Origin of the sequence: Stenotrophomonas humi, assembly GCF_001431415.1 — a bacterium.
GTDB classification, from domain to species: domain Bacteria; phylum Pseudomonadota; class Gammaproteobacteria; order Xanthomonadales; family Xanthomonadaceae; genus Stenotrophomonas; species Stenotrophomonas humi.
The window spans coordinates 172,827-185,494 of record NZ_LDJI01000012.1; the positions used below are offsets into that span (position 1 = coordinate 172,827).

The 12,668-nt window shown below is 64.6% G+C and carries 8 protein-coding genes; 5 read left to right on the plus strand and 3 right to left on the minus strand.

Annotated features, from left to right (window positions below):
• The first annotated feature begins 260 nt into the window (after positions 1–260).
• A complete protein-coding gene (locus tag ABB26_RS07035; RefSeq protein ID WP_083490717.1) occupies positions 261–623 on the plus strand; it encodes a helix-turn-helix transcriptional regulator in 363 nt (120 codons plus the stop codon).
• A 297-nt stretch (positions 624–920) separates the two neighbouring features.
• Here the strand turns inward: ABB26_RS07035 and ABB26_RS07040 are convergent, their stop codons facing one another.
• Both ABB26_RS07040 and ABB26_RS07045 read right to left on the minus strand, forming a co-directional pair.
• On the minus strand, positions 921–3,212 hold the full coding sequence (locus ABB26_RS07040; protein ID WP_057632970.1) for an NADP-dependent malic enzyme: 2,292 nt from the start codon (positions 3,210–3,212) through the stop codon (positions 921–923).
• Positions 3,213–3,441: 229 nt separating this feature from the next.
• On the minus strand, positions 3,442–4,764 hold the full coding sequence (locus ABB26_RS07045) for a dicarboxylate/amino acid:cation symporter (protein ID WP_057632971.1): 1,323 nt from the start codon (positions 4,762–4,764) through the stop codon (positions 3,442–3,444).
• A gap of 240 nt (positions 4,765–5,004) precedes the next feature.
• Here ABB26_RS07045 and ABB26_RS07050 point away from each other — a divergent pair, with 240 nt between their 5' ends.
• The gene (locus ABB26_RS07050; protein WP_057633009.1) at positions 5,005–7,662 is read left to right on the plus strand and encodes a PAS-domain containing protein; all 2,658 of its coding nucleotides are present in this window, start codon (positions 5,005–5,007) and stop codon (positions 7,660–7,662) included.
• Positions 7,663–7,685: 23 nt separating this feature from the next.
• Here ABB26_RS07050 and ABB26_RS07055 read toward each other — a convergent pair whose 3' ends face one another.
• Positions 7,686–8,342, minus strand: a complete 657-nt coding sequence (locus tag ABB26_RS07055) for a response regulator (protein WP_057632972.1) — start codon at positions 8,340–8,342, stop codon at positions 7,686–7,688.
• Between the two features lie 117 nt (positions 8,343–8,459).
• Between ABB26_RS07055 and ABB26_RS07060 the strand changes: the two genes are divergently transcribed.
• The 3 genes from ABB26_RS07060 (at position 8,460) to ABB26_RS07070 (ending at position 12,661) form a co-directional block, all read left to right on the plus strand.
• Positions 8,460–9,599: an OprO/OprP family phosphate-selective porin gene (locus ABB26_RS07060; RefSeq protein WP_245626159.1), complete on the plus strand. Its 1,140-nt coding sequence runs from the start codon at positions 8,460–8,462 to the stop codon at positions 9,597–9,599.
• Between the two features lie 568 nt (positions 9,600–10,167).
• Complete coding sequence (locus tag ABB26_RS07065) at positions 10,168–11,268, plus strand: OprO/OprP family phosphate-selective porin (RefSeq protein ID WP_161809017.1); 1,101 nt, start codon at positions 10,168–10,170, stop codon at positions 11,266–11,268.
• Positions 11,269–11,395: 127 nt separating this feature from the next.
• Entirely contained in the window at positions 11,396–12,661 is a 1,266-nt protein-coding gene (locus ABB26_RS07070; protein WP_057632974.1) for an amino acid deaminase, read from the plus strand.
• Positions 12,662–12,668: the final 7 nt, after the last annotated feature.

Genomic DNA, 12,668 nt, shown 5'->3' on the forward strand with positions numbered 1-12,668 from the left:
AATCAGCACATGCAGGGAATGTGGCCGAAGCGCCGCATCGGCTCAATGGCCACGGCACGTCACTTCAGCTGGCACGCAGCTATCCCGCCCAGCGAGAACGCTTCTCATGTATCTACGTCAGTAATCCTGACCAAAAAGGTCAGTTTCGGTGACACAGCTCCCGCTTTGCGTGACACAATCTCCAACGATCTCACTAGCTCACGCACACTTCGCAAGAACTCGCTCAATCACTCATCGCAACAACTCAGGGAGGAGACACGATGCCCAATCATCTCGCCAATCGTATTCGCCGGGCCCGTCGCAAGAAGGGAATGACACAGGCCGAACTGGCCAGCCAGCTCAAGGTGAGCCGCAGCGCCGTAGGCAACTGGGAAAGCCCCACCGGGATCATGCCGTGCACCACCCGCATGATCACGATCGCGATGGTCACCGATGTTTCGTTTGAATGGCTGGCCACTGGTCGCAACGGCTTGGAAGTCATTCCGGCGCCGCCGCAGAGCGGCGTTGAGCTGGTGGACGACCCGCATGAACGCCGCCTGCTGATGGCTTACCGCACCTGCCGTGCGGCCACCCGCAAACTGGTGCTGCAGATCGTTGAAGGCCAGCGACTCGCGCAGCTCTAGGCAGCAGCCGTGGCTTCGACAGCACTCATCGTACCGGCCCAGGATTGCTGCAAGTGCCGAGGCTGTCCCGCAGATGTGAATCCCTGTTGTGGATCGGAGCAACGCCTCGCTCCATAACAGCAGCAGCCATCGCGATGCCAAACCATGCGCGGCGGCGACTGCCAGGCACGCCACGACGCGGCATGGTGGCGATCTCCAGGAAGCGCTGGTGTCAGCAATCCCAACAACAGCCCGCAGCAGCAAAAGCAAAAGCCGGCGATACGCCGGCTTTTGCTGTTCAAACATTCCAGAAAGCGATCAACCCACGCGATCCGCTTCCATCTGCTTGCGGATCTGCGAATCCACGGCCGCAATCGCGGTCATGTTCAGCACACGGCGTGCGCTGGCACTGCTGGTGAGGATGTGCACCGGCTTGGTCATGCCCATCAGAATCGGACCGATGGCCACGCCGTCGGTGAACACGCGTACCAGGTTGTAGGCGATGTTGGCCGCTTCCAGGTTTGGCAGCACGAACAGGTTGGCACGGCCCTTGAGCGTACTGTTGGGCAGCAGCTTGGCGCGCAGTGCTTCGTCCCATGCGGTGTCGCCCTGCATTTCGCCGTCCACGTTCAGGCGCGGGTTGCGCTTGAGCAGGGCTTCGCGCACCTGACGCATCTTCAGCGCGTCCTTGGAATCATGGCTGCCGAAGTTGGAGTGCGACAGCAGCGCGATCTTCGGCTCGATGCCGAACAGCTTCATGCGGAAGGCCGCCTGCAGCGTGGATTCGACGATCTGCTCGACGCTGGGATCTTCCTGCACGTGCGTGTCGACAAAGAAGAACACGCCCTGGTTGTTGATCACACCGGTCATCGCCGAGGTCGAGCTGACCTTGGACTCCAGCGGAATCACGCTGCGCACGTAGCCGAGCTTCTTGTGGAAGCGACCCACCAGGCCCGACAACATCGCGTCGGCTTCGCCACGGGCCACCATCACTGCCGCGATCAGGGTCGGCCGTGAGCGCATCAGGTTCTTGGCAGCCGACACGGTGACGCCCTTGCGGCCCGTCATCTCGTGGTAGTACTGCCAATACTCGTTGAAGCGCGGATCGTCGTTGATGTTGGTGATTTCGAAGTCCACGCCGGCCTTCATGCGCAGGCACAGGCGCTCCACGCGGGCTTCGATCACGTCCGGGCGGCCGATCAGGATCGGGAAGGCCACGCCCTCGTCGATCACGTTCTGCACGGCCTGCAGCACCACTTCTTCTTCACCCTCGGCGTAGACCACGCGCTGCTTGTCCGAGCGGGCGCGGTCATAGACCGGCTTCATGAACAGACTGGTGCGATAGACGAACTGGGCCAGCTTCTCGCGGTAGGCCGGCATGTCGGTGATCGGGCGCGTCGCCACGCCCGAATCCATCGCCGCCTGGGCCACCGCAGCCGACAGCTCGACCAGCAGACGGCGGTCGAACGGGCGCGGGATCAGGTAATCACGGCCGAAGCTCGGCGTATCACCGCCGTAAGCGGTGCCCAGATCCGAGGCTTCCTTGCGGGCCAGCGCGGCGATGGCGCGCACGCAGGCGATCTTCATTTCCTCGTTGATGCCGGTGGCGCCCACATCCAGCGCGCCACGGAACAGATACGGGAAGCACAGCGCGTTGTTGACCTGGTTCGGGTAATCCGAACGGCCGGTACCCATGATCACGTCCGGGCGAACCGCCTTGGCGTCCTCCGGCAGGATTTCCGGGTACGGGTTGGCCAGCGCGAAAATCACCGGGTTCGGCGCCATCGAGGCGACCATTTCCGGCTTCAGGATGCCGCCGGCCGACAGGCCCAGGAAGATATCAGCGCCATCGACGATCTCGGCCAGCGTGCGCTTGTCGGTATCACGCGCATAGCGCGCCTTTTCCGGGTCCAGATCGGTGCGGCCGGTGTGGATCACGCCATCGCGGTCGTAGGCCAGGATGTTCTCCGGCTTCAGGCCCAGCTGCACCAGCATGTTGACGCAGGAAATACCCGCCGCGCCCATGCCTGTGGTGGCCAGCTTGACCTCTTCGATCTTCTTGCCGGTGATGGTCATGGCGTTGAGCACCGCTGCACCGACGATGATCGCGGTGCCGTGCTGGTCGTCATGGAACACCGGGATGTTCATGCGCTCGCGCAGCTTGCGCTCGACGATGAAACACTCCGGCGCCTTGATGTCTTCAAGGTTGATCCCACCGAAGGTCGGCTCCAGCGAGGCGATGATGTCGACCAGCTTGTCCGGGTCGTTCTCATCGACTTCGATGTCGAACACATCGATGCCGGCGAACTTCTGGAACAGCACACCCTTGCCTTCCATCACCGGCTTGCCGGCCAGCGGGCCGATATTGCCCAGGCCCAGCACGGCGGTGCCGTTGGTGATCACGGCGACCAGGTTGCCGCGTGCAGTCAGCTCGCTGGCCTGGGCCGGGTCGGCGACGATGGCTTCACAGGCATACGCCACGCCCGGCGAGTAGGCCAACGACAGATCGCGTTGGGTCAACATCGGCTTGGTCGCGGTGACCTTGATCTTTCCCGGCGGCGAAATCCGGTGGTAATCGAGGGCGGCCTGTTTGAAATCTTCGTTGGACATCGATTTTTTAAGGGCTGAATGGGCGAGAGGAACCGGGGATGATAACGCCGATGGACAGGCTGAACCTGTCGCTACGCTATCGCAGTGATGCTGCAACCGCACAATTCTGCAGCGCATGTAGCACGGGTTTTGCAGTATCTGGCGTGTGCATGACCGTTATGCGATCGGCAGAAAAAGTCCGCGGGGCCTCGCCATTGCCATGGCAGGCCCCGCGGAACCACACACGCGGTCAACCTTCGGCGATCACCGCCGGCAGGGCCTCTCCTTCGCGCCCCAAGGCCTGGGCCAGCTTTTCCTGATCCAAGGCACCTTCCCAGCGCGATACCACCACGGTCGCCACCGCATTGCCGATGAAGTTGGTCAGCGAGCGGCATTCGCTCATGAAGCGGTCCACGCCCAGGATCAGCGCCATGCCGGCGACCGGCACTTCGGGCACCACCGCCAACGTGGCGGCCAGAGTGATGAAGCCGGCGCCAGTGACGCCGGCGGCGCCCTTGGAGCTGAGCATCGCCACCAGCAGCAGGGCGATCTGGTGGCCCAGCGTAAGGTCCGTGTTGGTGGCCTGGGCGATGAACAGCGCAGCCAGGGTCATGTAGATGTTGGTGCCATCCAGGTTGAACGAGTAACCGGTGGGAACCACCAGCCCGACCACCGACTTGCTGCAGCCGGCCTTCTCCATCTTTTCCATCAGCGAGGGCAGCGCCGACTCGGACGACGAAGTGCCCAGTACCAGCAGCAGCTCGGCCTTCAGGTAGCGCGCCAGCTTGAACACCGAGAAGCCGCACAGGCGGGCCACGGTACCCAGGATCACCGCCACGAACAGCAGCGAGGTCAGATAGAACGCGCCGACCAGCCACGCCAGGTTGACCAGCGACCCCAGCCCGTACTTGCCGATGGTGAAGGCGATGGCACCGAAGGCACCAATCGGGGCGGCCTTCATCAGCATGTGCACCAGTTTGAAGACCGGAGCGGTCAAGCCTTCCAGGAAGGTGAGGATGGGCTTGCCCTTCTCGCCCACCGATGCCAGCGCGATACCGAACAGCACCGCCACGAACAACACCTGCAGGATGTTGTCGCCGACGAACGGGCTCAGCAACGTCTTGGGAATGATGTCCATCGCAAAGCCGACCAGGGTCAACTCGTGCGACTTCTGCACATAGCCATTGACTGCGGTCTGGTCCAGCCCGGCGGGATCGATGTTCATCCCGGCGCCCGGCTGCACCACGTTCGCCACCACCAGACCCACCACCAGTGCCAGCGTGGAGAAGAACAAGAAGTAGATCATCGCCTTGGTAAAGACGCGGCCTACCGCACGCAGATGGGTCATGCCGGCGATGCCGGTGACGATGGTCAGGAAGATCACCGGTGCGATGATCATCTTCACCAGCTTGATGAAGGCATCGCCCAGCGGCTTGAGCGTCTCGGCGAAGGCCGGTTCGAAATGGCCGAGCAGAACGCCCAGGGTGATCGCAAGCAACACCTGGAAGTACAGCTGCCGGTAGAACGGCAGACGGACGGGGGATGCTGCAATGGCATCGGTTGAAATGTGCATGGGATACCTCGACGGCGATTCGCTTCGGCCGTGTTTTACGCGCCTGTGGCCATGCCGCCGATAGCGCATTGGTACTAGCTAATCCATTGGTATTAGGACGTTTCCGCGACCTCTCCGGATGCCCCGGCCGGCAAGCCGCGCCACGATTGGCTGCCGGCACCATCCGGCAGCGCGCAGGATGGCGCGACCTCCCACCGCCCGCAGTGGAGAATCGGCCGCAACTGCGTGACCATCGCCCGCATGCCCTTCCTCCACACCTCCCGCCGCCGTTCCAGCCTGATGCTGCTGTGCCTCGCGGCGGTGGTCATCGCGCTGCTGAGCCTGGCGGTGATGCGCCACCTGGAACGGCGCAGCCTGCTTGCCGATGCCGCGCAGGCGCGCGAGCAACTTCGCTTGCACGGCGATGCGCTGCAGGCGCTGATCGAACGCCACCGCGTATTGCCGGCAGTACTGGCGTTGGACCCAGAAATCCGTGCGGTGCTCGCCCAGACCGCTATCAGCCCGGCCGATGCCGAGCGCATCAGCCGCAAGCTGGAGCGCGTCAACGGCGCAGTGGCCACCTCCACCCTCACCGTGCTCGACCGCAACGGGCTGGCACTGGCGGCCAGCAACTGGCAGGTCGCCGGCTCCAGCAATGTGGGCAACTCCTACAACTTCCGCCCCTATTTCCAGCGCGCCATGCGCGAGGGCAGTGCCACCTTCTACGCGGAAGGCGTCACTACCTCCGTGCCCGGTTACTTCCTGTCGCAGGCCGTACGCGACGATGCCGGTCATGCCATCGGCGTGGTGGTGGTAAAGGTCGTGCTGCGGCCACTGGAAACCACCTGGGCCGAAGCGCCGGGCAGCGTGTTTGCCAGCGATGACAGCGGGGTGATCTTCCTGTCCAGCCAGACCGCATGGCGCTACCGCATGCTGCACGCACTGGACGATGTCACCCGCCGCCGGCTGGCCAACACCCGCCAGTACGGTCAGGTGCCGCGCCAGGTGCTGGAGTACCGGCTGATCGAGAACCTCGGCGGCGACGTGCGCCGCGTGCGTATGCCCGACGTGGGTGATGTCATCTGGGTATCGCGCCCACTGTCGCCGGAGGGCTGGACGCTGAATCTGCTGCGCCCAACCCGCGACAGCATCGTCGCGGCCCGCACCATGGCCGGTGCCATCACCGCCGGCCTGCTGGTGCTTGCGCTGCTCGGCTTCGTGGTGTGGCAGCGCCGTCGATTGGCGCAGTTGCGCGAGCGCAGCCGCAGGGAGCTGGAGCGGCTGGTCACGCATCATGCCCAGGAACTGCGTACCGCGCAGGACGGCCTGGTGCAGGCTGCGCACACCGCCGATTACGGTGAAAGCAGCAGCCTGCAGCACCTCCCGCAAGGGGTTTGCGTGGTGGATGCGCAACTGAACCTGGTGGCCTGGAACCGCCGCTACATCGAACTGTTCCGCTTCCCGCCGGGCTTCATCCAGGTGGGGCGGCCCATTGCCGACGTGTTCCGTTACAACGCCAAGCGCGGCCTGCTTGGGCCCGGGCCCATCGAGGAGGCCATCGAACGACGGCTCAACCATCTGCGCTCCGGCAAGCCACATATGCACGAGCGCGAACGCGGCGATGGCAGCGTCATCGAAATCCGAGGCAATCCCCTGCCCGATGGGGGCTTCGTCACCAGCTATGCCGATATCACCGCGTACAAGAATGCGGCACGTGACCTGCGTTCGCTCGCCGACACGCTCAGCAACCGCATCGACGAACGCACCCGTGACCTCGCCGAGGCCAAGCGCGAAGCCGAGGACGCCAACCGCTCCAAGACCCGCTTCGTTGCCGCCGCCGTGCATGACCTGCTGCAGCCCTTGAATGCGGCACGCATGTTCCTGTCGGTGCTGCGCGGGCGCCTGCCGGATGCTGATTCCGGCACGCGCGATATCGCCGACAACATCGACAGCGCGCTGGCCGCGCAGGACGGCATCCTCAACAGCCTGCTGGATATTTCGCGATTGGAGTCCGGCGCGCTGGAAACCCGCATCCGCGATTTTGCGCTAGACCCGCTGCTGGAAGCGCTGGCGCGTGAGTTCGGCATTCTGGCCGCCTCGCGCGGCCTGACGCTGGAACGGATCGCCACCTCGGCCGTGGTGCACAGCGACGAAGCGCTGCTGCGGCGCATCCTGCAGAACTTCCTGTCCAACGCTGTGTGCTACACGCGACGCGGCCGCATCGTGCTGGGCTGCCGCCGCGACGGCGCGCATATCCGCATTGAAGTCCATGACACCGGCCCCGGCATTCCCCGCGCGCGGCAGAAGGAAATCTTCGAAGAATTCCGTCGCCTGGACGGCGGCAGTGGCCAGGAGCGTGGCACCGGACTGGGCCTGGCCATCGTCGAGCGCATCGCCCGTCTCCTCGACCACCGCATCGGCCTGCGTTCGCGGCCGGAGCATGGCAGCGTGTTCTCGGTACGCGTTCCGTGCGGCAACCCGCTCACCCAGCAACCCATGGGCAAGCCAATCACGCCGGTTGAAGAACCCCAGGTGGATTCATTGCTGGCCGGCTGCCGGGTGTGGTGCATCGACGATGACACCCGGGTCAGCCAGGCGACGCAGCTGCTGCTGGAGCGCTGGGCCTGTCAGGTGGCGTTCGCCGGCGGCGCCGAACAGGCGTTGGCAGCTGCGACCGATGGCAATGCACCGGACCTGCTGTTGCTGGACGTGCGCCTGGGTGCCACCACCGGCCCGGAACTGCTGCCGCTGCTGGCAGAGCGCTGGCAGCGGGAACCGGTGGTGATCCTGTTCACCGCCGAGCAGGATGAAGCGCTGCGCGTACTTGCGGGCGAGCGCGGCTGGGGCTTCCTGTCCAAGCAGGCGCGCACATCGGCGTTGCGTTCGTTGATGACGCATCTTTATCAGCGGTCGCGGTGATGGCTTTTCTGGCTGAAAGCAGTTCAATACTCGCCAGGCAATCCGCTCTCACCTTCCGGCTCCAACGCCTTCACCAGCAGCGCGGCCTGGGTGCGGCTGTTGCACTCCAGCTTCTTGAGGATGGCGGTGACATGCACCTTGACGGTGTTCTCCGCCAGCCCCAGTTCGTAGGCGATCTGCTTGTTGAGCAGACCGTCGGCCACGCTCATCAGCACCCGAAATTGTTGCGGGGTCAGCCGCGCCAGCCGCGCGGCCAGGAGCGCGTCGCGTTCCGAACGGGCGGCGGCCTGCGCCGGGAAACAGGTATCGCCCGCCATCACGGCGCTGACGGCGGTACGGATGGTCTCCACCGGCGCGGACTTGGGAATGAAGCCGGCCGCACCAAACTGCTGCGCGCGGCGGATGACGCGGGGATGGTCATTGGAGGAGATCACGATGACCGGAATGTCGGGCCGCTCACCGCGCAACCATACCAGCGAAGAGAAACCGCGCGCACCCGGCATCGCCAGGTCAAGCAGGACCAGATCCACGTCCGGGTGTTCATCCAGCGCCTGGGTGAGCGCAGAGACGCTGTCCACTTCCAGGGTCTGTCCCAGACAGATGCCTTCACGCAGCGCATGCAGCACCGCTGCACGGAACAGCGGGTGGTCGTCTGCTACAAGGAGCTTGGCCAGGCCCATGACGCCAGTGTGGCACGCAGCGACGGCCTGCACCCTAGTACCAAATCGCTATTGGTGGCTGGCGGCAGGCTGATATCGTCCGGCCACTTCAACAACCCGGTACCGGAGAGAGAACGGATGCCCACCTTCCGCCAACGCAACACGCTGGCCACCTTGTTGCTGCTGGCCGCAGTACCGGTGGTGCACGCCGACGACAACGTGACCGCCACATTCAGCGGACGCCTGCATTACGACGTTGCCCGCTTCGACAACGATGACCGTGGCACCGACGAACGCGCCAACGACGACCTGCGCGCAGCATGGCTGGCGGTGTCGGGCAAGTTCTACGGCTTCGACTACAAGCTGGAAACCGAGGTGGCCGGCCAACGCCCGGTGGCGCGTGATGTCTATGTCGCCCGCAGCTTCGGCAACACCACGGTCACCGCGGGGCAGTTCAAGCAGTTCTTCACACTGGATGACCGCGGCAGCTCCAACCACATCCCGGCGGTGGAGCGCAGCTGGCTGGCACAGACCCTGGCCCCCACCTACCGCCTCGGCGTGGGTGTGAATGGATACCAGCAGGGCATGTTCTGGAGCGGCAGCGTCTACAGCCTGGAGAGCATTGATGCCTGGAAAACCAAGGGCCGTGCGGCGGGTGGCCGCGCCGGCTATGCGCCGTGGCGCGAGGCTGGCCATGTGCTGCACCTGGGCGCCGCCCTGGCCCACGAGCATTACGACAACCCCGGCGCCAACGGTGCCTCGCCGCTGCGGGTGCAGCCGCGCGTGGCCGGCTATTTCGGCGACAACAGCCGCCTGAACCTGGTGGATTTCCACAGCGGCCGTGACGTGTCGGTGGACAAGTACGGACTGGAGGTGGCTGCGGTGCACGGCGGCCTGTCACTGCAGGGCGAATACGGCGGCGCACTTTATGACGATGGCCAGCAGCGCGCGCGGGTCACGTCCGGTTATCTGCAGGCCACCTGGCTGCTCACCGGGGAAACCCGCCCATATGATGCCAAGGCCGGCCGCTTCACCCAACTCAAGCCGGCACACGACAGTGGTGCCTGGGAACTGGTAGCCCGTATCGACCACATCGAAGGCAAGCAGTGGCCGCGCGACCTGTCGGCCGACGCATGGACGGTGGGTGTGAACTGGTACGCACGCAAGCACGCACGGGTGATGCTGGATTGGACCGACACCGAGCGGCGTGACGAGGCCGCAAACAGGACGCTGGACCGCACCGGCGTACTCGCAGGCCGCATTCAATTGGATTTCTGACGACGGCCGCTTCGCGCTTCAGCTGGAAATACGCCAGCTCCAGGCCATGCGGATGCTGCATGACCACGCAGATTTGGCGGCGTACATGGACAGGGATTCCGCACAGTGGAATCCCGGCAAGTCGGGAACATGCCAGTGCTGGAATTTCCCCAGCCAACTCCCCTTGGTCTGCCCTTCCTTCGCGAGCGAACGCCGCATCAACGACGCAACCGCTCACCGCTGGAGCAAAGTGGAAACAAGCGCTGCGCGGATCTGTTCTCCCCTGCAATGCATGCAGTGGAAAACGCATTGCCGCAGCCGTACTGAGGTGGCGCAACGCCATGTGGTTTGACCAATCAGGATGCGCAACCTTCACGCGCTGTGACGGCAACGCAGCCGCAAACGCAGCGCCAGCAAAGGCGCGCCGACCAGTCCACCCAGCCGTGGCCAGAAACGTAACTGCGACTTAGTACCAAAGGGCAATGGGATGCCTGTGGAGCGACTCACTAACGTCGCGCCACTTCGCACATACGGATATGCCATGCCCCGCTCTCGATACCCGCGCACCCCTTTGCTGTTGCTCCCCCTGTTGGCGACCTGCCTCGCGCAGGCCAATGACGACGTCACGCTGAAGGCGAGCGGTCGCCTGCATTACCAATTCGCCCATTTCGACAATGATGCGCGAGGCAAACCCGAATGCCATGGCGATGATCTACGGGCGGCGTGGTTGGCCGTCTTCGGAAAGCTCCACATCGTCGACTACAAATTCGAGGCCGACTTCGCCGGGCACCGACCCGTCGCCCGCGATGCATACATAGCCCGTAGCATCGGCAACACAACGCTGCTGCTGGGGCAGTTTCAGCCCATCTCCCACCTCGACGACAGAATCAGCTCGAACCACGCGCCCACCATTGAACGCAGCTGGTTGATGCAAACCCTGCCCCCGGGCTACCGATTGGGTGTCGGTGCCACCGGTCATCGCGACGGTTGGTTCTGGGGCGCCAGCGCGTACAGCCTGGAGAGCATTGACGCGTGGAAACACAAAGGCCATGCCGCAGGCTCCCGCCTGGGCTATGCCGCCCGATATTCGCCCGGCCACGTACTGCACCTGGGCATGACCGCCGCGCGGGAGGAATACGACCACCCCGGCACCCGTGGCGCCGCGCCGCTGCGCGTACATCCGCGCACGGCCGGCTACTTCGCTGACAACAGCCGTCTCCCGTTGATCGATTTCCACAGCGGTCGCGATGTGGCGGTGACCAAGCTGGCGGTGGAATCGGCTGGCCTGCACGGTTCGTTCTCCTGGCAAGTTGAGTACGGCAACGTCTGCTACAACGACGGCCAGCAGCGCGGCGAGGCCCGGTCCGGCTATGTGCTGGGTAGCTGGGTCCTCACTGGCGAATCGCCGAGCTACGATGTCAAAGTTGGCCGCCTCGGCCCGATCAAGCCGGCGCGCAGCAGCGGCGCGTGGGAACTGGAGGTGCAGTACGATCACATCCAGGGCCGCCAATGGCCACTGCACCGGCTGCAAGGCGCCGCCGAGGCGTGGACCGTTGGCGTCAACTGGTACGCTCCGCAGTACGTCAGGCTGATGCTGGACTGGACCGACAGCCGCCGCCGCGATGCACCCGGCGGGCGAACCCTGGACCACACCGGCGTGCTCGCTGGACGGATTCAGTTCGATTTCTGACCGCTGCCCTGCCCGATTCCACGCCGGACAGCCGGGGCATGATGAGAAAATAATTTTCACGCAACCTCTCCTGTGTTACACAATAGGCCCTCATAGCTTCTGATGGCCCAACAACAGGAAGTGATTCGTGCGGGAAAATTACTTTCAATCCGAAACACTCCTTGTCGGCAAAGGCCTGCCAAGCGCAGGCCCGTGGACGCCGGCAAGCGTCGCCGCGCAGGGGGCATCCCTGCTGGATGAAGAGGTCAGCCTGCCCGTTGCCGTCCTGAGCGAGGCAGCACTCCGCCACAACCTGTCATGGATGCGCCGCTTCACTGAGGCCTACGGCTGCCAGCTGGCGCCGCACGGCAAGACCACCATGAGCCCGGCGCTGTTCCAGATGCAGCTCGATGCCGGCGCCTGGGGCATCACCCTGGCCACCGCGCCACAGACGGTGGCCGCCTACGAACACGGTGTGCGTCGTGTGCTGCTCGCCAACCAGTTGGTCGGCAAGGGCAACTTTGAATTGATTGCCAATCTACAGGCCGCCGATGCCGGCTTCTGGTTTGCCTGTGTGGTGGACAGCGCCGACAACGTCGCCGCGCTGGGCCGCCATTTCCACGCGCGCGGCCAGCAGATCAAAGTGCTGCTGGAAATCGGCGCTGCCGGTGGCCGTACCGGTGTCCGCGATGACGCGCAGGCCCACGCGGTGCTGGACGAAATCAGCCGCTGGCCCGATGCCGTTGCACTGGTCGGCGTGGAAGTCTACGAAGGCGTGGCCAAGGACGAAGCCGGCGTGCGCGCAGTGCTGCAGCGCAGTCTGGCGCAATGGCAGGCCATCCACGCCACAGGCGGCTTTGCGCAGTTGCCGGCCATTCTCACCGGTGCCGGCTCGGCCTGGTTTGATGTGGTGGCCGAAGAACTCTCACCGCTGGCAGGCAACACGGATGCGCAGGTGGTGTTGCGCCCGGGCTGCTACCTCACCCACGACGTCGGCATCTATCGGCAGGCGGCCCGGCGCATCCACGCCAGCAATCCCGTCGCACGCGAAATGGGTAGCAGCCTGCGACCGGCGCTGCGGCTGTGGGCGTATGTGCAGTCGTTGCCGGAATCCGGCAAGGCCATCATCGCGCTGGGCAAGCGCGATGCCGCGTTCGATGCCGGCTTCCCGGTACCGGCGCTGCATCACCGCCCCGGCAACGCCGTACCGGTGAATGCCCCGGCGCATTGGCAGATCAGCGCGATGATGGACCAGCACGCTTTCCTCGACGTGCGCGACGGCGATGACCTGCGCGTGGGCGACCTGCTGTGCTTCGATATCTCCCACCCCTGCCTGACCTTCGACAAGTGGCGCCACCTGTTGGTGGTTGATGACGCACACCGCGTCATCGGCGCCGTTTCCACGCAGTTCTGACCGCCGA